The sequence below is a fragment of the Noviherbaspirillum galbum genome, from assembly GCF_010974945.1.
Taxonomy (GTDB): domain Bacteria; phylum Pseudomonadota; class Gammaproteobacteria; order Burkholderiales; family Burkholderiaceae_D; genus Noviherbaspirillum; species Noviherbaspirillum galbum.
Window position 1 is genome coordinate 1 of the sequence record NZ_JAAIVB010000012.1, and the last position, 25,188, is coordinate 25,188.

27 protein-coding genes, 1 tRNA gene, 1 other RNA gene and 1 riboswitch are annotated in these 25,188 nt (G+C 63.9%); of the genes, 11 read left to right on the top strand and 18 right to left on the bottom strand.

The genetic code is table 11. The annotated features are described in order from the left end of the window. The 4 genes from dnaX to G3574_RS04045 all read right to left on the bottom strand — a co-directional run. The coding region (dnaX, locus tag G3574_RS04030) for a DNA polymerase III subunit gamma/tau (protein WP_163960744.1) at positions 1-1,291 on the bottom strand (1,291 nt) is incomplete at its 3' end. A 202-nt stretch (positions 1,292-1,493) separates the two neighbouring features. Beyond that, positions 1,494-1,592: signal recognition particle sRNA small type (ffs, locus tag G3574_RS04035), an RNA gene on the bottom strand. A 102-nt stretch (positions 1,593-1,694) separates the two neighbouring features. Then, positions 1,695-3,179, bottom strand: a complete 1,485-nt coding sequence (gene ubiD, locus G3574_RS04040) for a 4-hydroxy-3-polyprenylbenzoate decarboxylase (RefSeq protein WP_163960745.1) — start codon at positions 3,177-3,179, stop codon at positions 1,695-1,697. 34 nt (positions 3,180-3,213) lie between these two features. Continuing rightward, positions 3,214-3,405, bottom strand: a complete 192-nt coding sequence (locus tag G3574_RS04045) for a hypothetical protein (RefSeq protein WP_163960746.1) — start codon at positions 3,403-3,405, stop codon at positions 3,214-3,216. Between the two features lie 240 nt (positions 3,406-3,645). Between G3574_RS04045 and G3574_RS04050 the strand changes: the two genes are divergently transcribed. Beyond that, positions 3,646-4,575, top strand: a complete 930-nt coding sequence (locus G3574_RS04050; RefSeq protein ID WP_163960747.1) for a transglycosylase SLT domain-containing protein — start codon at positions 3,646-3,648, stop codon at positions 4,573-4,575. 198 nt (positions 4,576-4,773) lie between these two features. Here G3574_RS04050 and G3574_RS04055 read toward each other — a convergent pair whose 3' ends face one another. From G3574_RS04055 to glyA, 14 genes are all read right to left on the bottom strand, one after another. Beyond that, on the bottom strand, positions 4,774-5,949 hold the full coding sequence (locus tag G3574_RS04055; protein ID WP_163960748.1) for a pyridoxal phosphate-dependent aminotransferase: 1,176 nt from the start codon (positions 5,947-5,949) through the stop codon (positions 4,774-4,776). 132 nt (positions 5,950-6,081) lie between these two features. Next, on the bottom strand, positions 6,082-6,552 hold the full coding sequence (nusB, locus tag G3574_RS04060) for a transcription antitermination factor NusB (protein ID WP_163960749.1): 471 nt from the start codon (positions 6,550-6,552) through the stop codon (positions 6,082-6,084). A gap of 3 nt (positions 6,553-6,555) precedes the next feature. Next, positions 6,556-7,041 carry a 6,7-dimethyl-8-ribityllumazine synthase gene (gene ribH / locus G3574_RS04065; protein ID WP_163960750.1) on the bottom strand — a complete coding sequence of 162 codons (486 nt, stop codon included), beginning with the start codon at positions 7,039-7,041 and terminating at the stop codon, positions 6,556-6,558. 144 nt (positions 7,042-7,185) lie between these two features. Next, positions 7,186-8,295 carry a bifunctional 3,4-dihydroxy-2-butanone-4-phosphate synthase/GTP cyclohydrolase II gene (gene ribBA, locus G3574_RS04070; RefSeq protein WP_163960751.1) on the bottom strand — a complete coding sequence of 370 codons (1,110 nt, stop codon included), beginning with the start codon at positions 8,293-8,295 and terminating at the stop codon, positions 7,186-7,188. Between the two features lie 96 nt (positions 8,296-8,391). Then, positions 8,392-9,006, bottom strand: a complete 615-nt coding sequence (locus tag G3574_RS04075; protein WP_163960752.1) for a riboflavin synthase — start codon at positions 9,004-9,006, stop codon at positions 8,392-8,394. A 12-nt stretch (positions 9,007-9,018) separates the two neighbouring features. Further along, positions 9,019-10,134, bottom strand: a complete 1,116-nt coding sequence (ribD, locus tag G3574_RS04080) for a bifunctional diaminohydroxyphosphoribosylaminopyrimidine deaminase/5-amino-6-(5-phosphoribosylamino)uracil reductase RibD (protein WP_205609658.1) — start codon at positions 10,132-10,134, stop codon at positions 9,019-9,021. Between the two features lie 93 nt (positions 10,135-10,227). Then, positions 10,228-10,797, bottom strand: coding sequence for a GspH/FimT family pseudopilin (locus G3574_RS04085; RefSeq protein ID WP_235952996.1), 570 nt, complete (start codon positions 10,795-10,797; stop codon positions 10,228-10,230). Further along, positions 10,760-11,257: a type IV pilin protein gene (locus G3574_RS04090; protein WP_163960753.1), complete on the bottom strand. Its 498-nt coding sequence runs from the start codon at positions 11,255-11,257 to the stop codon at positions 10,760-10,762. The genes G3574_RS04085 and G3574_RS04090 overlap by 38 nt, the downstream gene beginning before the upstream one ends. 49 nt (positions 11,258-11,306) lie before the next feature. Beyond that, positions 11,307-13,427 (bottom strand): pilus assembly protein, encoded by a 2,121-nt coding sequence (locus tag G3574_RS04095; RefSeq protein ID WP_163960754.1) that lies wholly within the window; start codon positions 13,425-13,427, stop codon positions 11,307-11,309. Next, complete coding sequence (locus G3574_RS04100) at positions 13,424-13,945, bottom strand: pilus assembly PilX family protein (RefSeq protein ID WP_163960755.1); 522 nt, start codon at positions 13,943-13,945, stop codon at positions 13,424-13,426. Before G3574_RS04100 ends, G3574_RS04095 begins: the two co-directional genes overlap by 4 nt. Next, positions 13,942-14,961 carry a PilW family protein gene (locus G3574_RS04105; protein ID WP_235952998.1) on the bottom strand — a complete coding sequence of 340 codons (1,020 nt, stop codon included), beginning with the start codon at positions 14,959-14,961 and terminating at the stop codon, positions 13,942-13,944. The genes G3574_RS04100 and G3574_RS04105 overlap by 4 nt, the downstream gene beginning before the upstream one ends. Continuing rightward, positions 14,951-15,523, bottom strand: a complete 573-nt coding sequence (gene pilV / locus G3574_RS04110) for a type IV pilus modification protein PilV (RefSeq protein ID WP_163960756.1) — start codon at positions 15,521-15,523, stop codon at positions 14,951-14,953. Before pilV ends, G3574_RS04105 begins: the two co-directional genes overlap by 11 nt. A 105-nt stretch (positions 15,524-15,628) precedes the next feature. Next, complete coding sequence (gene nrdR, locus G3574_RS04115; protein WP_163960757.1) at positions 15,629-16,099, bottom strand: transcriptional regulator NrdR; 471 nt, start codon at positions 16,097-16,099, stop codon at positions 15,629-15,631. A 192-nt stretch (positions 16,100-16,291) separates the two neighbouring features. Further along, entirely contained in the window at positions 16,292-17,539 is a 1,248-nt protein-coding gene (glyA, locus tag G3574_RS04120) for a serine hydroxymethyltransferase (RefSeq protein ID WP_163960758.1), read from the bottom strand. A 159-nt stretch (positions 17,540-17,698) separates the two neighbouring features. Continuing rightward, positions 17,699-17,844: riboswitch (ZMP/ZTP riboswitch) on the bottom strand. A gap of 153 nt (positions 17,845-17,997) precedes the next feature. Between glyA and G3574_RS04125 the strand changes: the two genes are divergently transcribed. The 10 genes from G3574_RS04125 (at position 17,998) to G3574_RS04170 (ending at position 25,185) form a co-directional block, all read left to right on the top strand. Further along, complete coding sequence (locus G3574_RS04125) at positions 17,998-18,747, top strand: SDR family NAD(P)-dependent oxidoreductase (protein ID WP_163960759.1); 750 nt, start codon at positions 17,998-18,000, stop codon at positions 18,745-18,747. Beyond that, on the top strand, positions 18,747-19,187 hold the full coding sequence (gene ybgC / locus G3574_RS04130; RefSeq protein WP_163960760.1) for a tol-pal system-associated acyl-CoA thioesterase: 441 nt from the start codon (positions 18,747-18,749) through the stop codon (positions 19,185-19,187). Before G3574_RS04125 ends, ybgC begins: the two co-directional genes overlap by 1 nt. A gap of 83 nt (positions 19,188-19,270) precedes the next feature. Further along, on the top strand, positions 19,271-19,972 hold the full coding sequence (tolQ, locus tag G3574_RS04135; protein ID WP_163960761.1) for a protein TolQ: 702 nt from the start codon (positions 19,271-19,273) through the stop codon (positions 19,970-19,972). Further along, positions 19,972-20,409, top strand: a complete 438-nt coding sequence (locus G3574_RS04140) for an ExbD/TolR family protein (RefSeq protein ID WP_163960762.1) — start codon at positions 19,972-19,974, stop codon at positions 20,407-20,409. Before tolQ ends, G3574_RS04140 begins: the two co-directional genes overlap by 1 nt. Further along, positions 20,406-21,449: a cell envelope integrity protein TolA gene (tolA, locus tag G3574_RS04145; RefSeq protein WP_328804720.1), complete on the top strand. Its 1,044-nt coding sequence runs from the start codon at positions 20,406-20,408 to the stop codon at positions 21,447-21,449. The genes G3574_RS04140 and tolA overlap by 4 nt, the downstream gene beginning before the upstream one ends. 3 nt (positions 21,450-21,452) lie before the next feature. Then, complete coding sequence (gene tolB / locus G3574_RS04150) at positions 21,453-22,727, top strand: Tol-Pal system beta propeller repeat protein TolB (protein ID WP_163960763.1); 1,275 nt, start codon at positions 21,453-21,455, stop codon at positions 22,725-22,727. 40 nt (positions 22,728-22,767) lie between these two features. Continuing rightward, complete coding sequence (gene pal / locus G3574_RS04155) at positions 22,768-23,289, top strand: peptidoglycan-associated lipoprotein Pal (RefSeq protein ID WP_163960764.1); 522 nt, start codon at positions 22,768-22,770, stop codon at positions 23,287-23,289. A 154-nt stretch (positions 23,290-23,443) separates the two neighbouring features. Beyond that, entirely contained in the window at positions 23,444-24,202 is a 759-nt protein-coding gene (ybgF, locus tag G3574_RS04160; protein ID WP_163960765.1) for a tol-pal system protein YbgF, read from the top strand. Between the two features lie 85 nt (positions 24,203-24,287). Next, positions 24,288-24,363: transfer RNA gene (locus G3574_RS04165), tRNA-Lys, on the top strand. 135 nt (positions 24,364-24,498) lie between these two features. After that, on the top strand, positions 24,499-25,185 hold the full coding sequence (locus tag G3574_RS04170) for an SOS response-associated peptidase (protein ID WP_163960766.1): 687 nt from the start codon (positions 24,499-24,501) through the stop codon (positions 25,183-25,185). Positions 25,186-25,188 lie beyond the last annotated feature (3 nt).

Genomic DNA, 25,188 nt, shown 5'->3' on the forward strand with positions numbered 1-25,188 from the left:
CGACCGATGCGCGCGCCGGGGCGGCCGGCGACGGCGCTGCCTGCACGACGGGCTGCGGCGCAACGGGCTGCGGCGCAACGGCGCTGGCGGAAGCCGGCGCGGCTTTGCTGGCTACCGGTGCAGCGGCGGCTGCACGGGCGGGCGGTGCGCCATGGGCTGCCTGGCCTGTGGCTGCCGATGCACCGGGACGCTCGTCGGCGCCACCCATGCCGGGACGGAACGCCAGCATGCGCAGCAGCGTCATGCTGAAGCCGGCATAGTCGTCCGGCGCGAGGCTGAGTTCGTGGCGGCCGTGCACGGCGATCTGGTAGAAAAGCTGGATCTCTTCGGGCGTGAACGCGTTGGCGAGGCGCAGGATGTCTTCCCGCTCGGGCACGTCTTCGGGGACGGCCGCCGGCACGGTCTGCGCCAGCGCGATCCGGTGCAGCAAGGTGCCGAGATCCTGCAAGGCGGCGTTATAGGACAGGCTGCGCGCCGCCATGTCGTCGGCGACCGCCAGCATGGCTTGGCCGTCCTTGACCGCGAGGCCGTCGAGGATGCGGATCAGGTAGGACTGGTCGAGCGCGCCGAGCATGCCCTGCACCGCTTCCAGCGTGACCTTGCCGGCCGCGTAGGCGATGGCCTGGTCCGTCAGCGACAGCGCGTCGCGCATGGAACCATGGGCGCCTTGCGCCAGCAGGCGCAGGGCCGGCGGGTCGTAGGAAATGCTTTCCTGGCCGAGGATGTTCTCGAGATGGCCGACGATATGCCCCGGCGGCATCTGCTTGAGGTTGAATTGCAGGCAGCGCGACAGTACGGTGACCGGAATCTTTTGCGGGTCCGTGGTCGCGAGGATGAACTTCACGTGTTCAGGCGGTTCTTCCAGCGTCTTCAGCATGGCGTTGAAGGCGTGGTTGGTCAGCATGTGGACTTCGTCGATCATGTAGACCTTGAAGCGGGCGTTGGACGGCGCGTAGATCGCCTGTTCCAGCAACTGGGCCATCTCGTCGACGCCGCGGTTGGAAGCGGCGTCCATCTCGATGTAGTCGACGAAGCGGCCGGCATCGATCGCGGTGCAGGCTTCGCACTGGCCGCAAGGCGTGGCGGTGATGCCGGTCTCGCAGTTCAATGACTTGGCGAGGATGCGCGACAGCGTGGTCTTGCCCACGCCACGCGTCCCGGTGAACAGGTAGGCATGATGCAGGCGCTGCTGGTCGAGCGCATGCGTCAGGGCCCGCACGACGTGCTCCTGGCCCACCAGCGTATCGAAACGCTTGGGGCGGTACTTGCGGGCAAGAACTTGGTAGGACATAGAGACGCTGCCTGTTTTCCGGACGATTTTTCGTAACCGGCATTTTACCTGACCTGATGCAAGTTATCGCCTGCGGCAGGGGCAGATGTCGGGAAATCCGCATGCGCCGGAATCGGCAGGCAAGGGAATGACGGAGAACCTGGAAATGAAGTGGAAAAAACGCGTCGCGCGGTTTCCGATGGGAATGCAATGGAGAAGAAGAAGGGGCGAGCCTTGTCTACGGCACTTGCGGGAAGTGGCTGTGGCTGCTTCGTTCCCGACCTGACCAGGTTGACCACGCCGCAATGCGCAGGGGCCCGCCGACACACATTCTAGCAGCAAAGGCCGGCCGGCGTCCGGCTTTCGTCAGGGGCAGGAGCAAATGTTTCCCCTGCCCAAACCAGAGGACGCACGGCAATGCGGATCAGATTCCCAACGTTTCCCAGAGCGCGTCGACGCGCGCCTTGACCTCGTCCGGCATGACGATGGTCCTGCCCCATTCGCGACTGGTTTCGCCGGGCCACTTGTTGGTCGCGTCGATGCCCATCTTGCTGCCAAGGCCGCTGACCGGCGAAGCGAAATCCAGGTAATCGATCGGCGTGTTGTCGACCAGCGTGGTGTCGCGCGACGGATCGACGCGAGTGGTGATCGCCCAGATGACTTCCTTCCAATCGCGGATGTTCACGTCTTCGTCGACCACCACGATGAACTTGGTGTACATGAATTGCCGCAGGAAACTCCAGACGCCGAACATCACCCGCTTCGCATGGCCCGGGTAGGATTTCTTCATCTGCACGATGGCCATGCGGTAGCTGCATCCTTCGGGCGGCAGGTAGAAATCGGTGATCTCGGTGAATTGCTTCTGCAGCAGCGGCACGAACACTTCGTTGAGCGCCACGCCGAGTACGGCGGGTTCGTCGGGCGGCTTGCCGGTGTAGGTCGAGTGGTAGATCGGATCGCGCCGCATCGTGATGCGGTCGATCGTGAATACCGGGAACCAGTCCTGCTCGTTGTAATAACCGGTATGGTCGCCATACGGCCCTTCCAGCGCATGCTCGTAGCCGCTCGGGTGGGAAGCATCGGGGTAGATATGGCCTTCGAGCACGATTTCCGCCGAGGCCGGCACCCGCAATTCACTGCCGATCGCCTTGACGAGTTCGGTGCGCTTGCCGCGCAGCAGGCCGGCGAACTGGTATTCCGAGAGGGTGTCCGGCACCGGCGTCACCGCGCCGAGGATCGTCGCCGGGTCGGCGCCGAGCGCCACGGCGATCGGATAGGGCTTGCCCTTGCTGACGATGGCATGTTCGCGGAAATCGAGGGCGCCGCCGCGATGCGCCAGCCAGCGCATGATGACCTTGTTCCGGCCGAGAACCTGCTGGCGGTAGATGCCGAGGTTCTGGCGTTTCTTGTGCGGACCCTTGGTAATGACCAGGCCCCAGGTGATCAGCGGCGCCACGTCGCCCGGCCAGCAGTGCTGGATCGGCAGGCGGCCCAGGTCGACGTCATTTCCCTCCCACACCACGTCCTGGCAAGGCGCGGACCGCTTCTCGTTCGGTGCCATGTCCCACAGGGCCTTCACCATCGAACCCAGGCCCATCACGTCGCGCAATCCCTTCGGCGGCTCGGGGTCCTTCAGCGTGGCCAGCAGATGTCCTACTCTGCGCAGGTCGGACAGGTCGCTGGCGCCCATGCCGAGTGCCACGCGGCGGGGCGTACCGAACAGGTTGCCCAGAACCGGGATGTCATGGCCTTGCGGCTTCTCGAACAGCAGCGCCGGACCGCCCGCACGCAGGGTCCGGTCGCAGATTTCCGTCATCTCGAGATAGGGGGAAACGGGCACCTGGACACGCTTGAGCTCGCCTTGTTCTTGTAATTGGGATATGAAATCGCGCAGATCCGTGTATGTCATGATTTTTCACAAATCTTGAGTCCTTGATCTATTTTTAGAATGCAAGGCCAAGTGATTGATTTTGTTTGAGTTTTGCTGCAACGCCGCAGAGCGTTAATACCGGAAAGTAATAAAAGCTTTGGTTGATAGTATTGACTCGATATAAACAGCCCCCTAAAATTCGCTCATCTGATGAGTTTGCCTTTCCTGCTTTTGCAATCGGCATTACTTGAAGCTCATCATTCACGGGGATCGGGACCCCACATGACATTTTAAGGAGTGTTTTCAAAGGGCGTCTGCCCTAACCCGAAAAAAGTTGACTGTCCAACCGGCGCTCTCGCCGATCGACCCGGACAGCGACTCCGACGTTTGCAGCATGCGCCGCGCGCAGCTTGAAACGATGTACTGATTCACGGCCAGCATCGGAACCGTCAGGTTCCCGGGAGGCGTTCGCTTCTCCGCTTGCCGCGACGATTCAGGAGGATCAATGATTCAGCGTTATCTCCGGGCGTCCGTCGATGGCCCCCGGCACCATGCAGCCCAGTCGACCGCATGGGCGGTGTTCGTCCGCGACACGTTCAGCGGATTCGTCACGACCGCGCATTACACCTTGATGTTCCTCGGCATGGCCGCCATCACCGCGCTGGTGACGATGTTCGTGAAGCCGGATTTCGCCGACCAGCTGCTTGCCCTGTCGCCCTTCCATGACACCGTCGTCGAAGAAGTGGAAGACGCACCCAAGGTTGCCGCGGCAGCGCAACCCCAGCCGGCCGGCAGCGCCAAGCTGGCGCTCAACGACGAACAGGCGAAGCATCCCGGAAACGACAAGCAGCAGCAGGCCGTCACCAACTGGCTCTCCAAGCGTTACCGCGTCGCCAGCGATGCGGCCAACATGCTGGTGTCCGCAACTTACTTGACCGCCAAGGAAATCAAGCTTGACCCGCTGCTCATCCTGTCGGTCATGGCGATCGAATCGGGCTTCAATCCCTTCGCGGAAAGCCCCGTCGGCGCGCAAGGCCTGATGCAGGTGATGTCCAAGGTCCACCACGACAAGTTCGCTGAACTCGGCGGCGTGAAGGCGGCGCTCAATCCGGTGGCCAACATCAAGGTCGGGTCGCTCATCCTGAAGGACTACGTGACGCGCGGCGGTTCGGTGGAAGCCGGCCTCAAGATGTACGTCGGCGCGGGCGCGTCGGATTCCGACGCGGGTTACGGCGCCAAGGTGCTGGCCGAATACCGCAAGCTGAAGGATGTCGCCATGGGCAAGAAGGTGCCCGTGACCGCGCCGAACGTGGTGCCGGCGCCGCAGCCGAAACGCATCGAAGCCAAGCAGGCCGAACCGCAGGCGGACACGCCGATCGAGGCTGCGTCGGTCAATCCGAAATCGCAGGGCAAGGAACAGGTCGCCGCCCTTTGAGCTTGAATTTTGAGCGCAACGAGACGCCAGTACGAAATGGAGCCACACGGCTCCATTTTTTTCGTCTAGGCAGATCTGTGGAAGTTTTTTGACAAGAGCGAATGCTCCCAAACCACCGCTATCATCCCTGCCTGCGCGGGGATGACAGGGCACGATCAATGGTGTTGAAGTTAATTCACAGAACCTTCAAGTACCCGCCTAGCCGAAGAATGCCTTCAGGCGGACGACCGCTTCCTTGAGGTTGTCCAGCGACGTCGCGTACGACAGCCGGATGTAGTTGCGTGCGGTATGCGGACCGAAATCCAGTCCGGGGACCAGCACGACGCCGGCCTGGTGCAGCATGTCGATGGTGAGCCGGTCCGCGTCGTCCGACAGGCCGGAGCAGTCAGCATAGACGTAGAAGGCGCCGTCGGGCGTCACCGGCACCTTGAATCCGAGCTCCCGCAATGCCGGCACGATGAAGTCACGGCGGCGGCGGAATTCTTCCTTGCGCGCTTCGTAGATCGCCAGCGACTCCGGCGAAAAGCAGGCCACCCCGGCATGCTGGGCCACGCTGGACGCACAGATGAACAGGTTCTGCGCCAGCTTCTCCACCTGGGAAACCAGTCTCTCCGGCACGACCATCCACCCCAGCCGCCAGCCGGTCATGTTGAAGTATTTCGAAAAGCTGTTGATGACGACGATGTCTTCGCCGAGCGACAGCGCGGAGAACGGCGCGTCGTCGTAGCTCAGCCCCTGGTAGATTTCATCGACGATGGTGAAGCCGCCGCGTTCCCTTACGGCGCCGACTATGCGCGCCAGTTCATCGTGGCGGATCGAGGTTCCGGTCGGATTGGACGGCGACGCCAGCAGCACGCCCCTGGTCCGCGGCCCCCAGTGCGTCCGCACGTCGCCTTCGGACAGCTGGAAGCGCTGTTCCGGTCCGCTGGGAATCAGCTTGGCCTGCCCGTCGAACGCGACAACGAAGTGCCGGTTGCAGGGATAGGACGGATCGGGCATGAGCACCTCGGCTCCCTTGTCCACCAGGGTGGCGCAGGCCAGGAGCAAGGCGGCGGAGGCGCCGGCCGTGATGATGATGCGCGACGGCGCGACGTCGATGCCGTACACCTTGGCGTAGTGCGCGGAAATCGCCTCCCGCAGGGACGCGATGCCGACCGCGCCGGTGTATTGCAGGCGGCCGTCCGTCATTGCCCTGGCGGCTGCCTCGACGACGGGCGGCGCGGCGGTGAAGTCAGGCTCGCCGATGCCCATGTTGATGATGTGGCGTCCTTGCGCTTCCAGTCCGGCGGCAATCTTGGCCAGTTCCATGACATGGAAAGGAGCGATGTTCGCGAGCCGGGCGGCGAGCGGGAAGTCGGGAGTGGAAGGATTCATGGCGGTGGCGGTCGGCCAGCGAAAGTCCGGGGAAAAAGCGACGGGAAAAAGCTACGGGAAAAAAGCCGTGGGGAAAGGTCGCGGGGGAAATGCAACGCCGGCCGCTCGGTCCGGCGCCGCTGGCAAGCCGGATCAGTGCTTGCGGGCGTTGTCGACCTCGACCTGCCGCGCCTTGGCGGCGAATTTGTCGAGCACGCCATTCACGTACTTGTGCCCATCGATTCCGCCGAAGGACTTGGTCAGTTCGACGGCTTCGTTGATCACGACCTTGTAGGGAATCTCGATGTGATTGGCAAGCTCGTAGGCGCCGATCAGGATGGCCGCGTGTTCCACCGGCGACAACTGGTCGATGGGACGATCGATCATGGGCGTAAGCTGTTCGCGCAGGGTCGACGCCTCGCGGATCGCCCCGTGCAGCAGCACGTCGAAATGCTCGGCATCGGCCTTTTCGAAGCCATGCGCTTCGCGGATGTGGGCATCGATGGCGCCGGCATCTTCATGGTTGAGCAGCCACTGGTACAAGCCCTGCAGCGCGAATTCACGCGCCCGGTGGCGCGGCGTGCGGTTCTTGTTCGGGTTGGCGTGGGCGGTCTTCTGCGTCATTGCTCATTCTTCCTCGGTGGCTTCGGCGAGTTCTTCGAGGGCAATCGAAAGGTTCGCCATTTCAATCGCGACGCGGGCGGCGTCCGCGCCCTTCTCCGCCATGCGCGCTTCCGCCTGTTCGTCGGTGTCGGTGGTCAGCACGGCATTGGCGATGGGAATGCCGAAATCCAGCCCCACGCGGGTAATGCCGGCGCCCGATTCATTGGACACCAGTTCGAAGTGATAGGTCTCGCCGCGGATCACCGCGCCGATGGCGATCAGGGCGTCGAACTGCTGGGTCTCGGCCATTTTCTGCAAGGCAAGGGGAATTTCCAGGGCACCCGGCACGGTGACCCGCAGCACGTCTTCGTCGGCGACGCCGAGATGCTTGAGTTCGGCCAGGCAGGAGGACAGCAATCCATGGCACACATCCTCGTTGAAACGGGCTTGCACGATGCCCACACGGACACCCTGGCCGCTCAGGTTCGGTTCGTATGTTCCTACTGTCATCTTGATTCCTTCCACGCCATGCGGCGTTCCGTGAAATGTTGCCCCCGGAAAGCCGATCGGGCGCCTTCCGGGCGGGGTTGCAGTCTTTGAAAATGCCGGGCCGCTTCCGTTCGCGGAAGCTGCGCCGATGTTGCGCGGCGTCGCTTATTCGGGCTTGGCCTGGTAGCCGGTCACCTCGAGATCGAAACCTGCCATCGACGGCATCTTGCGCTGGTTCGCAAGCAGTTTCATCTTGCCGACGTTCAAGTCCTTCAGGATCTGGGCACCGATGCCGTAGGTGCGCAGGTCCATGCGGGATTCGCGCGGCTGCGGCTTGCTTTCCGGCGCGTTGAGCGCGGCGAACTGGGCGAACATCTGGTCGGCCGATTCTTCGCAATTGAGCAGCACCATGACGCCGCGTTCCGACGCCTGGATGGCCCGCATCGCGCTGGCCATGTTCCAGGAATGGGTCGTGGACTTGGTTTCGAGCAGGTCGAGGATGGACACCGGCTGGTGCACCCGCACCAGGGTTTCATGTTCGGTGGCGATGTCGCCGTGCACGAGCGCAAGGTGCGCGCCGCGGCTCGGGGTATCGCGGTAGGCGATTGCCTTGAACGTGCCGAAGGCGGTATGCATCTCGCGTTCCGCGACGCGTTCGACGATGCTTTCGTTGCGGCTGCGGTAATGGATGAGATCGGCGATGGTGCCGATTTTCAGGCCGTGTTCCTGCGCGAATTCGATGAGATCGGGAAGGCGCGCCATGGTGCCGTCATCTTTCATGATCTCGCAGATGACGGCAGCCGGCGTCAGGCCGGCGAGGTCCGCCAGGTCGCAGCCGGCCTCGGTATGGCCGGCGCGCATCAGCACGCCGCCCCGCTGGGCCTTCAGCGGAAAGATGTGGCCGGGCTGGACAATGTCGCTCGGCTGGGCATTGCGCGCCACTGCGACCTGCACGGTGCGGGCGCGGTCGGCGGCGGAAATGCCGGTGGTCACGCCCTCGGCGGCTTCGATGGAAACCGTGAAGTTCGTGCCGTAGGAGGTGCCGTTGCGCGTGGTCATCATCGGCAATTGGAGCTGGTTGCAGCGCTCCTCGGTCAAGGTTAGGCAGATCAGCCCGCGACCGTACTTGGCCATGAAGTTGATGGCTTCCGGCGTCACGAATTCGGCCGCCATGAGCAGGTCGCCTTCGTTTTCGCGATCCTCCTCGTCTACCAGAATCACCATGCGCCCGGCGCGCAGTTCCGCCACAATTTCCTGAGTTGTCGAAATAACCATGTCATTCATCCTGTCGAGCCCGCTATTTTAAAGGATTTACCCTCGCGAGGCCTTTCATCGCTGCAACTCTGGCAAAAAAACCGTCGTCCCGGGCCGTCAATTCTTGAGACTGAGCATGCGCTCGACGTAGCGCGCGATGAGGTCGATCTCGAGATTGACGCTGGTGCCGGCCGCCAGGTGCTTCAGGGTCGTGACCTCGACGGTATGCGGAATGAGGTTGATGGAAAATTCGCAGCCGCCGGCGGTGTCCGCCACCCGGTTCACCGTCAGCGATACGCCGTTGACGACGATGGAACCTTTGTAGGCCAGGTAGCGCGCCAGTTCCCGGGGCGCTTCGATCACGAGTTCCATGGATTCGCCGACCGGGGTGAAGCTGCGGACCGTGCCGATGCCATCCACGTGGCCGGACACCAGGTGGCCGCCGAGGCGTTCCGACAGGGTCAGGGCCTTCTCGAGATTGACTTCGCCGGGCGCATCCAGGCCCACGGTGCGCTTGAGGCTTTCGCGGGACACGTCCACTTCGAACCCGTTCGGCGTCTTGTTCACGACGGTCATGCAGGCGCCGTTGAGGGCGATCGAGTCCCCCAGGACGACGTCACCCATGGGAAGCGGCCCCGCGTCGATGTGCAGGCGCACGCCGGCGTCAGCCTGGTTGCCGAGTGGTTGGATGGAAGTGATTTTGCCGACGGCGGCGACGATTCCGGTGAACATGGGGCAATCCGATCAAACGAAACGAGCAAGGATACGCAAATCCGGACCGATCTGCTGGACCTGGTGGAAGGCCAGCTTGACCTTTTCATCGAGGCTGTCCAGGGCGGCGAGGTTGAACAGGCCCTGGGCATCGCCGATCAGGCTGGGCGCGAGATAAAGCAGCAGTTCGTCGACGCAGCCCTCCCGCACCAGCGAGCCGTTGAGCTTGAATCCGGCCTCGACGTGCAATTCATTGACTTGGCGCCGGCCGAGTTCGAGCATGAGGGCGGGCAGGTCGACCTTGCCATGGGCATTGGGGAGCACCAGGACATCGGCGCCGCGATCGCGCAGCGCGGCTTCCTGTTCCGGATTGGGGCGCGCGGCCACGATTAGGGTACCGCCACCTTGCAGTACCCTGGCCTGCGGGGAAATCTGCAGTTCGCTGTCGACCACGATACGCCAGGGCTGGCGCGGCGTCTCGACCGCCCTGACGTTGAGTTGCGGGTCGTCTTCCTGCACCGTGCCGATGCCGGTCAGGATGGCACAGGCGCGGGCCCGCCACCAGTGGCCGTCGTCGCGCGCGGCGGACGAGGTGATCCATTGGCTGACGCCGTTGTGCAGGGCCGTCTTGCCGTCCAGGCTGGCGGCCGCCTTGAGCCTGACCCAGGGTTTGCCGCGGCGCATGCGCGAGAGGAAGCCGATGTTGATCTCGGTGGCTTCGCTTTCCATGACGCCGCAATGCACTGCGATGCCGGCGGCCTTCAGCTTGGCCAGGCCCTGGCCCGCCACCAGCGGATTGGGATCGGCGATAGCGGCCACCACCCGGGCGACGCCGGCACGCACCAGGGCGTCCGCGCAGGGCGGCGTGCGGCCGTAGTGGCTGCAGGGCTCCAGCGTCACGTAGACGGTGGCGCCGCGCACGTCATTGCCCCGCCGCGCCGCATCGGCGAGGGCTTGCACCTCGGCATGGGCTTGGCCGGGAGGCTGGGTAAAGCCTTCGCCGAGGATGCGTCCCTCTTTGGAAATCACGCAGCCCACGCGGGGATTCGGCGACGTCGTGAACAGCCCCTGCTGCGCGAGTTCCAGGGCGCGGGCGATGCCTTGTTGGTCGGTATGAATTTCCACGTCGTGTCCGGTCGAATCAGCCATGCTGTGTTGGGATCATTTGCTATTTTACGTCAGGGCCGGGGGCTTCCGGCTTGTCTCGCCGATGCGGCGGCAATGAGGCGGCGAGTCGGGCCGTCAACAGGTCGCCGGCTCGGCAGCCGGGTCGCAGATGCGCGCCCTGCCCTGGAAATTGAGCTTGATCTTCCGGATACGGCCATCGAGCGCGAAGCTGATGCTGCCGGCCTGCGGCTGCTGGACGCTGGCATCGGTACGCGTGCGGCCATTGGCGGCGAAAGCGAGGTAGGGATGGGCGGCATCGGTGAAGGTCGATGCGATGCGAAGCCGGGTTGGCAACGGGGGACCGCGAAAGACCAGTGCATCCTCCGCGCCTGGCATGCGGTTTCCGCTGCGGTTGACGAAGATCGTCCATCCCGCGCTCCAGTCGCTGCCATCGGCCGGCACGAGGTCGACACGCTCGCCGCGCCGGACGGCCTCGGCCCGGGCCAGATGGATGGCGGCAAGAAAATCGTTCACAGTGACGGTCAGGCGCTGCGCCTGCACCATGACCATCATCGATGGCGCGCCAATGCAGAGCAACACGGCCGCGATGGCAAGGGCGATCATGAGTTCGAGCGAGGTCAGGCCGTCTTGGCAAACGGCCGGTCGGCTACCAGCAATCGTTGCCATCGGCTTCCCGCGTTCCATTGCTTTCCAGCTTGAGCGTGCCGCATGCCGGGTCGCTGAAGCGCTTGCCGACCCGCTCCGTGCCGGGCCGCGCCAGAAGCCGGACGCATTGCCGCAGGTCCTCGGACTGGCATGCTTCGGCGCTGAGTTCATAGGCACTGTCTGCCGGCGTGGCGCCGGAATACCACTTGAAGCCGCGCCCCTCCTCGTCGGTCGAATCGACGGAGAAAAGCACATAGCGCTGGCGCTGGATGAAGAATTGCTCCTGCTGCTGCAAGATGCGCAGCAAGGCCGCGCGCCCCTCGGTCCGGCGCGATTTGCGCAAGGCATCGCGGTAGGAAGCGGCCGCCAGCGCCGCGAGGATGGAAACGACGAGGAGGACGATCGCCAGCTCGACGAGGCTGAAACCGTCATGCCGACTGGCTGCCGGCTTGATCGGATTGGCTGGTTCGATTTCTTTGTCATGGAATCGGAGTGTCATTGGATGCCGGCAGCCCGGTGGCGCATTCGTTTTTTCGGTGGGCGATGTTTCAATTTTTCAGCAACGGGATCTCGCGCCATGCCAGGCGTCCTGCCGTCGTGCTCGCCCGAAACCGCATGTCGCCGGAGCCTCTTGCGGCATTGGACGCGTCGGAAGCGCCCGTATCGCTGCCGGACGAAAGGCCCGGCGCGATGATGACGAACTCCTGTGCCACCCTGCGCCGGCCAAGCGCATCGCGCGGCCCGACTTTCGGCGGGTCGGCGGCGATGGCGATGCTCGATGCCGGCACTTCGTTCAGGATGGGACCGGCCGCGGAAGGCATGCCGTCCACCGCAAGCCCGGTCAGCGCGTCCAGCACATAAACGCGGCTCGCCGCCGCCTGGACCGTGCTGAGGCGGGCCAACGACGTGACCACGACGAGCTTGCCGTCGATCAGCATTGGAGAACCCACGACCTGTTCGCCGCCGCTGGCCGTGACCGGAAGATCGATGACCCAGCCGTCCCGCCCCGGTCCTGCGGCGTCAGCCGCGGCCCCGTTCGCTGGTGCTGGCGCAAGGATCGCCAAGCCCCCCTGCCCTACGTCGGCGGTCTTGCGGCGCGCGAGCTGCTGACGTTCGAGCACAGCGCCGCCGCCCATCATCGCGTCACGCACGGCGTAGACCGATTGCCCGGCGGATTGGCTAATTGTGCCGGCCGATTCACCCCCGGTGCCAAACACGACGAGATAAGCGCCTGGGACATTCAGCACGCGCGGCGTTGCGCTGATCGCCTGGCGCACGCCCTGCGCGCTGCGGGCAACGAAGAACGGCTTGTCCGGCGTGGCGCCATGCCACGGCGGCCTACCGGCGAAATCGAACTTCCACAGATTGCCTTGCGAGTCGCCTGCATAAGCCTGGCGCACCTCGCCGGCCGCGCCGTACACCAGCGCCGGCATGCTCAGGCCCGCCGGCCCGGCGCTTGCTCCACTGTCGCGGGGGACGCAAAACTTGTAGTAGTTCTCTCCCAGCCGCCAGGGCGATCCGCCGGGTTTGTCGAGGGAGAGCAGGAACAGGCAGGCGCCGCCTGTCGATGCATTGTTGCCGCTGGCGGCCACCAGGAAAGCACGCGACTCCGACGTGCCGGCTTGCGACACCGCGAACCTGGCAAGCTGCGGCGGCGCGGACAGATTGCCCATGTCGGGATCGGTTGCGTCGGTGAATTCGAACAGCGCGCTGGAACCCGCTCCAAAGTGCTCGGGATCGCTGATGTCCAGTGCCAGCACGCCGCGCGCTCCGCCGCCGAAGCTGGCGCCAAGCACGGTGCGCCACTGGCCGCCCACGAGGATGTCGGACACCGTCAATCCGCCGTCGACATAGGCTTGCATGCGATAGGCCGGTTCCGCCAGCAGGGGAAGCCGCCCGATCAAGGCATTCGGCACGTAGGCCAGGACTTCGGTGCCGCGTTCCGCATGAAAACCATGGATCATGCCGTCGTTCGCGCCGACGTAGACCATGGGCGGACGTTGCCGGAAGCGCTGCCGGAACTGCTCATATCCGGCGTCGCCTGGGCCGTCCGGAGGCGGAGGAACGTGAACGATGTTTGAATGCTGAATGTCGCCCAGCACGCCAACCCTGCGCTGGAACGGATTGCCTTCTAGCGTGCGGTCGCCGCGCAGGTATTCGAGCCGGCGCTGCCCCAGACCGTCGACTGCTCCGCCTGGCACCGGCCGGTCGAGCAACGCCTGCTGCGCCGGGGACAGGTCTTGCCATGTGAAGGGCACGGTGGCGTGACTGCCGTCGCCACGGTCGCGCAGGGTATGGATCTGCCTGTCGGCCGGCGCAATGCGGGCTGGCACGCCGTCCGTTCCGCCAAGGAGTTCGCCCGCGTCCCACGCCATCTCGAAGCGGCCATCGGGATGCCGCCATCGCTTGCGTAGCAATCCGGCGGGCAGCCCGGCAAGAAAACCGCCTTCGAAGATGGCCGATGGCCTGGCGCTGCCTTCATCCCCCGAGCCAACCGCATCGACGACCAGCGCCGTCGTCCACACCGGGCGCAAGTCTTCCGCAAGCACGAAGCTGCCGGCCGCGAAGGCACAGGCAAGCAAGGCAAGCGCGGCCAGCATGCGGCGAAGAATGCAAGACTGGATGGGAAGTCGCGCACGGCATGCCCATGTCAATTGCTTCAGCATCATGCACCTCCTGCCCGTCGATAAATGCTTTGCAACATCACGCGAGTATGCTCGCCTGCACCGTATCCGATCGCCGTCACACGGTAGACCGTAGCGGCCTTGGCGATGTCGGCCGCGGTACCCGGCCGGTTGTCGGGCAAGTGTTCGATGATGTAGCGAGGCAGCCGCGACGGCATTCCATTTCCAGTCTGCAGCGACTGGCCGGTCATGCTGCCGAATTCGGATGACCCTGCGGCTGGTCCTTCAAGCGCGAGCGCCGCCCAGGCAGGCGGATCGTCATCGGTGCCCGCCAGTGCGCCGGTGATAGCGCCCTTTGCGAGTTCGATGGCGGCTTCGGCATCGCGCAAGGCCGCTTCGGCTGCCTGCATGGCCAACTGACGGTCCCGGTCAGCCCGTGCTGCCCTCTCGTCCTGCAATGCGAGGCGCGCGGCGGAAGCGCCGAGCAACATGACGAGTACCAGCATGAACAGGGTCACGATGAGCGTCGCGCCCTGCTGGGAGGTGGTGTGATGCCGGCTCATGCCTGTCGTCCATCCGCATGATTGCGAAGCTGCACCGTCATGCGGAACACGCGGCGCAAACGGTTCCTCGACTTCAGCGGCAGGGCTGACTCATGGATGGTGGTACCCGTATCCGTCTTGCCCAGGGTGGCAGCATAGTCCGGTCCAAAAAGCATGTAGTCGTTGTCCGTCGCATCCATCCGAACCGGCATGCCGCCGCGCATCAGCAACGCGAACTGGACCGCCACCACTTTCTTCCAGTAGGTGCTCCGGTTGCGCGCCGCCGCCTGTTCCGCAGCTGTACCGGCCGCCACCGGGAGGCCGTCATCGAGCGCGCGGATTGCGCCCGCATTCACGAATTGGTCCGGCGTTCCATCGCCGTCGAGATCCAGCCCGTACAGCACCTGGAAGGATTCCACGCCACCGACGATGGCCTGCGCCGACCAGGCCGATCTTCCCTGGTATTTGCAATAGAGTTCCGGTTCGCCGTTGGCGTCTTCGGCGACATAGAAAACGCTCCATCCGCGTTCGCTGTCCGCCGTATCCACGCTGGCGGGCCGGCCTTTGCTGAAGCCCGCGCAGTTCAATACCGTGCCGTCGCCGTCAGTGCCGCCGCCCGCCCCGAAGAAGCGGAGGGCAAGGAGATCGCTGCCATTGACGGCGCGGCTGAGCGGGGCATCAATTCCCGGCGAGGTGGCGCTGACGCTGTGGGCGTCCCATCCGATGACATCCGGGCTCATGTCGACGGTCGTCACGAAGGGCGGCCGGTCGGCCATCCATTCCGGGCGACCTGCCTGGCGTATGGCGCGGGCGATCTGGTCGAGCGCGACGCGCCCCGCCTCGTCGAGCCGGGTTGCTTCGTCACCCGTCAGGTATCCCGCCCGCGTGCCGAGCAGCATGGAGAGGGAGGCCAGCGTCACGAGCAAGCCGATCGCGGTCGCGACGAGCACCTCGACGAGCGTCAAGCCAAGCTGGGAGCCATGCGCCTGCCGCCGGACGCGGCGGCTTGCCGGATGCGACACTGGTTCACGATCCATCGGCGCTCGCCATCAGGGAAACCAGGGGAGGAAACTGGCCTGCGTTCGCCTGCGGCGCGCCGTCCCGTCTCGAGCGCGGCCAGCCTATCTTGACCATGATGGGCGCCGTTCCCTCTCCGCTGCAATCCCATTGCAGCGAGGCCGTTGCGGAATTCCATGGCGCGGCGTCGCGGCAGATCCGCAGCCGCCCGCCCGGCACCTCGCTCGCGAAACGTCGTTTCCATTCCGCGAGATCCTGTTGCGCCAGTTCCTGCGGCATGCAGTTTCGGTCATGGCAACCCTGTCCGGCCGCCGGAATGTCTTCGCTTGCCCGGAAATCTGCCCCAAGATAGGAACCGCCGCCCAGCCCGGCGGGATTGAGGCGGAGATGCTCCGCAATGTCGGTGGCGAGGTGTACCGCGGCGGTATGGGTGGCGCTTTGCCGTATGGTTCGCCCCGCAGCGAGCTGAAGTTCGACCGCGCCGAGAACGCCGAGGCCGAGCACGAACAGAGCAACCAGGATTTCCACAAGAGAGAAACCGTGCTCGCTGCCGTTCGGGCGGTATGGATGCGTCCAATCCATCGGACACACCCGCATATTTATTGTAATTATTGCAACATTCATGGCGAACGAAAGTCTGCGCCAGCGTGGCGCATGACATGCATGATTTTTTGGGAAGGGTTGAGGCTAGCTGGCTGGAGCCTTGCGTTCCGGTCCGACTTCGGCGATCACATCCTGGAATTCGGCGACGTCCTCGAAACTCTTATAGACGGACGCAAAGCGGATGTAGGCGATCTTGTCGAGCCGCTTGAGTTCGCGCATGACCAGTTCGCCAATGTGCCCGGACATGACTTCCCGCGCCCCGCTGGATAACAGCTTTTCCTCGATGTGCTGGATGGCTCCATCCACCGCCTGGGCGGAGACAGGCCGCTTGCGCAGGGCCAGCATCAGGCTGCTCCTCAGCTTGGCCGCGTCGTAGTCGGTACGGCTGCCGTTCTTCTTTACGACGACCGGCATCGAGAGCTCGATGCGCTCGTATGTGGTGAAGCGCTTGTCGCAGTGGGCGCAGCGGCGGCGCCGGCGAATGGTGTCGCCCTCTTCCGACACGCGAGTATCGATGACCTGGGTATCGTCATGGTGGCAGAAGGGACATTTCATGGGGCTGACAACCTCTTGAGCAACCGGCATCGCGCCGGCCAGAAAACCTTGATTCTGGACTATCCGGAAAAAAACACAAGCATTGTTAGGCGGAAATTAAACCGCCCTGGCAACCGGTCGAAATGCGCGAAGGCTGTCAGGATGAAAATGGGCGCCCGGAGGCGCCCATGTGATTCAAGAGGATGTGCCGTGTCAGCGTGCGTACACCGGGAAGGCTTCGGTCAGCTTCCTGACTTCCGCCTTGACGCGTTCGATGGTGGCGGCGTCATGCGGGTTGTCGAGCACGTCGGCGATGAGGTTGCCGACCTTGGCGGCCTCTGCTTCCTTGAAGCCGCGCGTGGTCATGGCCGGGCTGCCGAGGCGGATGCCGGAAGTGACGAAGGGTTTTTCCGGGTCATTCGGAATGGCGTTCTTGTTGCAGGTCATGTGCGCCGATCCGAGGATGGCTTCCGCTTCCTTGCCGGTGATCTTCTTGGCGCGCAGGTCGACCAGCATCACGTGCGACTGGGTGCCGCCGGAAACGATGCGCAGGCCGCGCTCGATCAGCGTGCGGGCGAGCACGTCGGCGTTCTTGACCACCTGCTGCTGGTAGGTCTTGAACTCGGGGGATTGCGCTTCCTTGAACGCCACTGCCTTGCCGGCGATGACGTGCATCAGCGGACCGCCCTGGATGCCGGGGAAGATCGCGGAGTTGATGGCCTTCTCATGCTCGGCCTTCATCAGGATCACGCCGCCGCGCGGACCGCGCAGGGACTTGTGGGTGGTGGAGGTGACGAAGTCGGCATGCGGCACCGGGTTGGGATAGACGCCCGCGGCGATCAGGCCGGCGTAGTGGGCCATGTCGACCATGAAGTAGGCGCCGATGTCCTTGGCGACCTTGGCGAAGCGCTCGAAGTCGATGCGCAGCGAGTAGGCGGACGCGCCGGCAATGATCATCTTCGGCTTCTTCTCATGGGCGAGGCGCTCCATGGCGTCGTAATCGATCTCTTCCTTCTCGTTCAGGCCGTAGGACACCACGTTGAACCACTTGCCGGACATGTTGAGGGCCATGCCGTGGGTCAGGTGGCCGCCTTCGGCGAGCGACATGCCCATGATGGTGTCGCCGGGCTTGAGCATGGCGAAGAACACGCCCTGGTTGGCCTGGGAGCCCGAGTTGGGCTGGACGTTGGCGGCTTCCGCGCCGAACAGTTCCTTGAGGCGGTTGATGGCCAGGGTCTCGGCGATGTCGACGTACTCGCAGCCGCCGTAGTAGCGCTTGCCGGGATAGCCTTCGGCATACTTGTTGGTAAGCTGCGAACCCTGCGCTTCCATCACGGCCGGCGAGGTGTAGTTCTCGGAGGCGATCAGCTCGATGTGGTCTTGCTGGCGGGTGTTTTCCTGCTGGATGGCGGACCAAAGCTCGGGATCGACTTTGGCGATGGTGTGGTCTTTAGCGAACATGTGAAACTCCGTCGATTGATGTGCGAAAACTGGGTCAACGCAGCCGTCACCGGACAGGTACGCGGCAGCCGCATGGCAGACCCGGCATTCGGGACATTGCCAAAAAATCGAATGAGGGGCCAAGGGAAAAGACAGGCAGCCTCAGTCGTGCATTCCATTTTGGGCTGCCCAGGCGAACGGCGTTGAGATCTCACGTTCCCCGGTGGATATCCACCTTCGCCGGGCTCCGATGCGGATGGCAGGCCGTGAATGCTCCGGCGTGCTGCCAAGTCGGGGCCGGCTTGTCGCCAGTCACGTGAGACGAAATGGTCCCACATTGTAAGTGAGCCTTCCCGTTTCAGCAAGAACGGATCCGGGCCTCGTCTCGCCTTTCGGATACAATTTTGCAATTTGCCGGAATGCCTGCCGGCCATGCGCCGCGCAGGACCCAACTCCCCAACGATACCGAAAGGATGGTCATGATCGTACTTGTCACCGGAGCCAGCTCGGGCTTCGGCGCGCAGATCGCGCGCAAATTCGTGCAACACGGACACCAGGTCATCGCCACTGCGCGCCGCAAGGACAGGCTGGACCAGCTCGCTGCCGAGCTTGGCGACAAGCTGCTGCCGGTCGCGATGGACGTCAGCGACAAGGCATCCATCCAGGCCGGCCTGCAATCCTTGCCCGCCGCCTGGAAGAACATCGACATCCTCGTCAACAATGCCGGCCTCGCGCTGGGCATCGAGCCGGCGCACAAGGCGTCGCTGGAGGAATGGGAAACGATGATCGACACGAATTGCAAGGGACTGGTCACGATCACCCGCGCCATCCTGCCCGACATGGTCGCGCGCGGCAGCGGCATGGTCATCAACCTCGGCTCGGTGGCCGGCGCCTATCCTTATCCGGGCGGCAACGTGTACGGCGCGACCAAGGCCTTCGTCGACCAGTTCACGCTCAACCTGCGCGCCGACCTTGTGGGTACGGGCGTACGCGCGACCAACATCGCCCCCGGACTGTGCGGCGGCACCGAATTCTCGAACGTACGGCTCAAGGACGATGCCGCGGCGGCCAAAGTGTATGAAGGCACCGTGCCGCTGACCGCCGAGGACATCGCCGATACAGCCTACTGGATCGCCACCCTGCCGGCGCACGTCAACATCAACTACATCGAGATGATGCCGGTCTGCCAGGGCTTCAACGCCTTCAACGTCAAGCGCAATCCCGCCTGATGCCGGACTATCCATCCTTGCCCTTCGCCTGGCCGGTGCGTGTGTATTACGAAGACACGGACACCGGCGGCGTGGTCTTTTATGCCAATTACCTGAAGTTTTTCGAGAGGGCGCGCACCGAATGGCTGCGCGCGGCCGGCATCGGCCAGCAGGAATTGACGGAAACACATCAGGCGATGTTCGTGGTCAAGAGCACCGCCGTGGATTATCATGCCCCCGCGAAACTAGATGATGAACTGAAACTCACCGTCGTGGTCGAAAGACTCGGACGCGCCTCGGTACAATTCTCACAAGAAGCATGGCGCGTCGGGCGGGAGGCGCCCGTTCTGCTTGCCAGCGGCTCGATCAAGGTCGGCTGCGTGGACACGCGATCCTTTCGTCCGACCCCCATTCCCGCCGTGGTGCTGGAGCGCATCCGGGCAACGGGAGCCGTTTCCTGAACGGCGAACACGCGCAAATGTAAAAAATTGCGGTGATTCAACATGAGCCAACCCTTTCGCAATTATCATACGACCGATTTTCGATGACCGTTACCCAAGACCTCTCCTTTCTGACCCTGATCACGAACGCCTCGCTGCTGGTGCAGCTGGTGATGGGACTGCTCGCCTTCGTTTCGCTGACGAGCTGGAGCTATATTTTCCTCAAGCTGTTCGCGATCCGGAATGCCCGCTCCCAGACCGAGGACTTCGAGCGCGCCTTCTGGTCGGGCGGCAGCCTGGCCACGCTGTATGAAGAAGCGGCCGCGAACCGCCGCCGCAACGGCGGCAACAGCGGCGCCCTGGAGCGCATCTTCGAATCGGGCATGAGCGAATTCCACAAGGTCAAGGCGAGCCTCGGGGCGAAGGGTCCGGTCGATCCGGGCAGCATGATCGACGGCGCGCGCCGCGCCATGCGCGCGGCCTATCAGCGCGAGATGGATGCGCTGGAATCCCATCTTGCCTTCCTGGCTTCCGTCGGTTCGGTCTCGCCCTACGTCGGCCTGTTCGGCACGGTCTGGGGCATCATGAACGCCTTCCGCGGGCTGGCCAACGTGCAGCAGGCCACGCTGTCCGCGGTCGCTCCCGGCATCGCGGAAGCGCTGGTCGCCACCGCCATCGGCCTGTTCGCGGCGATTCCCGCGGTGGTTGCTTTCAACCGCTTCTCGCACGACATCGACCGCCTCGCGATCCGCTTCGAGACCTTCATCGAAGAATTCACCAACATCTTGCAACGGCAGGTTCGCTGATGGCCCAAAGCAGCATGCGCGGCGGCCGCGGCCGCAAGTTCAAGGCGGAAATCAACGTCGTTCCCTACATCGACGTGATGCTGGTGCTGCTCGTGATCTTCATGGTCGCGGCGCCGCTGACCAACCCCGGCGTGATCAACCTGCCCACCGCCGCCAAGTCGGCGCTGCCGCCGACCGAATACATCCAGATCTCGCTTCGCCCCGACACCAGCGCAACCATCGGCGTGAACGGCCAGAAGAGCGGCGGCGGCAAGGAAGAAAAAGTGCCCGGCAAGGCGCAGCTGCTGCAGAAACTGCGCAGCCTGCATGAAGCCAATCCCGACATGCCGGTCATGATTTCCGGCGACAAGGACATCAAGTACGACGAAGTGATCCAGATCATTTCCGAGGCCAAGAAGCTTGGCATCAGCCGGGTAGGACTGGCGACGAAGCAATGAGCGCAATGAAGCAGTCCGCCTACCAGCCAGCGCAACAGCCCTACGCCGTGCCTCCCGAGTCGGGGCGCTGGCGCGCGATCGTGCTGGCCCTGCTCATGCACCTGTTCCTGGTGCTGTTCCTGTGGGTCGGCATCCGCTGGCAGAACGACACGCCGCAAACCATCGAAGCCGAGGTCTGGAGTCCGCAGGTGCGCGAGGCCGCGCCCACGCCGCCCCCGCCCGTGCCGGAGGAGCAGGTCAAGGCGCCCGAGCCGAAGCCCGAACCCGAACCGCGGCCGGTGGTGAAGGCGCCGCCGCCCAAGGCGGCCGAGGATGAACCCGAGGAAAAGCCGGACATCGCCCTGGAGCAGGAAAAGAAGCGCCGCGCCCTGGATAAAAAGCGCCAGGAAGAAGAGATCGCCAGGATCAAGCAGAAGCGCCAGGAAGAAGCCGAGAAGCTGGCCAAGGCGAAGGAACGCGAAGAACTCCTGAAGAAGGAAAAGCTCGAGAAGGAAAAGGCGGAGAAGGAACGCCTCGCCAAGCTCGAGAAGGAAAAGGAGAAAGCGGAAAAGGCGGAAAAGGACAAGGCCGAGAAGGAAAAACTCGCGAAGCTCGAGAAGGAAAAGAAAGAGAAGGCGGAAAAGGCCGAAGCCAAGCGCCGCCAGGACGAAGCCAACGAGAAGCTTCTCGCCAAGTCGCGCGAGGAAGAAATGCGGCGCCTCTCCGGCGCGGTCGGCCCCGGCGGCAGCGGCGACGCGCCCAAGGCCCAGGGTCCGCGCGGCGACGCCACCTACGTCAACACCTTGCGCACCAAGATCCGCGGCAACACCAGCTTCATTCCGCCAGCCGACATCGAGGGCAACCCGACGGTGGAATATCGCGTCGACCTGCTGCCCGACGGTTCGGTCAAGAGCATCAAGAAGCTGCGGTCGAGCGGCGTAAGCGGCTTCGACGAGGCGGTCGAACGCGCCATCCGCAAGTCCGAGCCCTTCCCGGCGGACAAGTCAACGGGTAAAGTACCGTCGGATTTCACATTCAAGCACACTCCGAAAGATCTCTAGACCATGAACATCACTCGCGTCCTCCTGCCGGTCGTGTTTTCCGTCCTGGGCTTTGCCTCGGCATCGGCCAGCGCCCAGCTCAAGTTCGAGATCAACGGCGTCGGCGCGCGCCAGATCCCGATCGCCATCGCCGCCTTCGCCGACGAAGGCACCGCGACCCAACCGATCACCGGCATCATCAAGGCCGACCTGGAGCGCAGCGGCTACTTCAAGATCATCGACGCCGGCGGCGCGATGTCCGAAAACGCCCAGGTCAACTATGGCGACTGGAAGGCACGCGGCGCGGACGCGCTGGTGGTCGGCAGCGTGCAGCGCCTGGCCGACGGCCGCTACGACGTTCGCTACCGCCTGCTCGACACCGTGAAGTCTGCGCCGCTCTCGGGCTTCAGCAAAGCCGCCGGCGCCGACCGCCTGCGGGTGGTGGCACACAAGATCGCCGACGACATCTATGAGAAGCTGATCGGCGTGCGCGGCGCGTTCGCCACCCGCGTGGCCTACGTCACCAAGTCCGGCAACGAGTACCGCCTCGAAGTCGCCGATTCGGACGGCGAAGGCACCCAGGTGGCGCTGCGTTCAAACGAGCCCATCATCTCGCCCGCCTGGTCGCCGGACGGCACCAAGGTCGCCTACGTCTCCTTCGAAAACAAGAAGCCGGTGGTGTACGTGCAGGACCTGGTACATCGCCAGCGCACGGTGGTGGCGAACTACAAGGGCAACAATTCCGCGCCGTCCTGGTCTCCCGACGGCTCGCGGCTCGCGGTGGCCCTGTCGCGCGAGGGCCTGACGCAGATCTTCATGGTCAACGCCGACGGCACCGGCCTGCGCCGCCTCGCCTCCAGCAATGGCATCGACACCGAGCCGCAATTCGCGCCCGACGGCCAGAGCATCTACTTCACCAGCGACCGCAGCGGCGGTCCGCAGATCTACCGCATGAGCCTCAACGGCGGCGAGCCACAGCGCGTGACCTTCCGCGGCAGCTACAATATCAGCCCGCGGGTATCGCCGGATGGCAAGACAATCGCGTATATTTCACGCCGCGACGGCAAATTCCAGCTGTACGCGCTCGACCTGACCAACGACCAGGAGATTCGCCTGTCGGACACCGTCAAGGATGAATCGCCCAGCTTCTCGCCGAACGGCAGGTACATCATGTATGCCACCGAGTCCGGCCGGCGCGGCACGCTGGCCGTGGTCTCGGTCGATGGCAGCGTGAAGCACAGATTGACCGTCCAGGCCGGCGACGTTCGCGAGCCGACCTGGGGTCCGTTCATGAAATGAGTTTTTCACACCAACACTTGCGCATTATCAGGAGAATAAAATGCAGCTGAAATCCCTCGCCCTCATCCTTTCCGGCTCCCTGGTGCTCGCCGCCTGCGGCTCTTCCGTCAAGCTCGACGACAAGGCCGCCGTCGAAGAGCGCACCCCGACCGCGACCACCGCGCCGTCCGCCGACACGCGCAGCGTGAACACGGTCACGACCGGTTCCGTCGATCCGCTGACCCAGGGCGTGCTCGCCAAGCGCAGCGTCTACTTCGACTACGACAGCTACATCGTCAAGGACGAGTTCAAGCCGGTGGTGGAAGCCCACGGCAAGTTCCTGACCACGAACAAGGCACGCAAGGTCGTCATCCAGGGCAACACCGACGAGCGCGGCGGCCGCGAATACAACCTGGCCCTGGGCCAGAAGCGCGCCGAAGCCGTGCGCAAGTCGCTCTCCCTGCTCGGCGTGCCCGAGTCGCAGATGGAAGCCGTATCCTTCGGCAAGGAAAAGCCGAAGGCAACCGGCAGCGACGAAGCGTCCTGGGCGGAAAACCGCCGTGCCGACATCGTCTACCAGTAATTGCTGACCATCGCATGCATCGCGGGCGGCAAGATGGCGAACATTGCTGCCATGCCGCCCCGGTCTTGCCCGTGCTTGCCGCCGCCGTGAACGCATTTCGCGCAGGCGGGAAGCGCCGGCCCCTACCCTTGCTGGCTTGTGCCCGAGGCAGAACATGAAGAACACCATCCGCTCAACCGCCGGTGCCGCCGTCCTGGCCGCGCTGTCCCTGCTGTCCGTCCTGCCGCAGCAATCGCATGCCGCGCTGTTCGAAGACGAGGAGGCCCGCAAGGCGATACTCGAGATCCGCGGCCGACTGGCCAACATGCAGAACGAGATCAACGCCAAGGCGGACAAGACCAACAGCCTCGACCTCAACAGCCAGAACGAACAGCTGCGCCAGGAAATCGCCAGGTTGCGCGGACAGATCGAGGTGCTCACCAACGAGCTGGCCAACACGCAGCGCCGCCAGAAGGACTTCTACACCGACCTCGATGCGCGCATGCGCAAGCTCGAGCCGCAGAAGGCCACGGTGGATGGCAAGGAAGTGCTCCTCGGCCCGACCGAGCAGCAGGAATACGATGCCGCCCTCGCCTTCTTCAAGGCCGGCGACTATCGCAACGCGGGCGCGTCGTTCTTCGACTTTACCCGCCGCTATCCGCAATCCGGACTCGCCCCTTCCGCGCAGTACTGGCTGGGAAATACCTACTACGCCCAGCGCGACTACAAGAACGCCATCACGGCCCAGCAGGTCGTGGTAAAGAATTATCCCGACAGCCCCAAGGCTGCCGATGCCCTGCTCAACATCGCGAGCTGCCAGATGGAATTGAAGGACAAGGCGGCGGCGAAGCGCACGCTCGAAACACTGATCGCGCAGTACCCCGATTCGCAATCCGCGCAGACCGCAAAGGAGCGTCTCGCGGCCTTGAAGTAACGCAAAGCGCGGCCCGGAATTGCATGCCGTGCTGCAATTCCACGTTTGACACATTCACCAAGACTCCATATAATCTCGGTCTTTCGGGTCGTTAGCTCAGTTGGTAGAGCAGCGGACTTTTAATCCGTTGGTCGCTGGTTCGAGCCCAGCACGGCCTACCAGAACAGAAGCGGTTGTTCCATCAGGAACAACCGCTTTTTTCTTTGCGCGATGTCTTTCCATCGTCTTCGCGCTGCCACGGCCCCATCATGCCTGACGCATAATGCATGCATTCCTGTCATGCACCGAGGCCTCTCATGTGCGCCAACTACATCCCCTCCCGACGCGAACAGCTGGAGCAGCACTTCGGCGTCGCTGCGCCCGATTCCGACTACAAGGCAGAGACTTATCCCGGCTACATGGCGCCCTTCATCCGCACGCCCGGCAACGATGCCCTCTATGGCGACCGCGCCGCCGCGCTGGGCATGTTCGGCATGGTGCCGCATTGGGCGAAAGACCTGAAGCTCGCGCGCCAGACCTACAATGCGCGCACCGAGACCGTCGCCAGCAAGCCCAGCTTCCGCAGCGCCTTCAAGCATGGGCAGTTCTGCATCATCCCCGCGGCGGCGATCTTCGAGCCCAACTATGAAAGCGGCAAGGCGGAGCGCTGGGAAATCGCGATGACCGGCGGCGCGCCGATGGGTATCGCGGGCATCTGGGAACACCGTCAGGAAGGCCCCAACGGCCTGCCGCTGCTGTCCTTTTCCATGCTGACGGTGAATGCCGACGGCCACCCGCTGATGCAGCGCTTCCACAAGCCCGAGGACGAGAAGCGCATGGTGATCGTGCTCGCACCTGACCAGTACGACGATTGGCTGAACTGCCCCGTCGACGAGGCCGAGTCCTTCTTCCAGCGTTACCCTGCCGAGGGACTGGAAGCGCAGCCCGCTCCCCGTACGCAGCCGAAGGCGAAGGACTTGTTCGAGGATGACCCGGCGGCCTGAGGC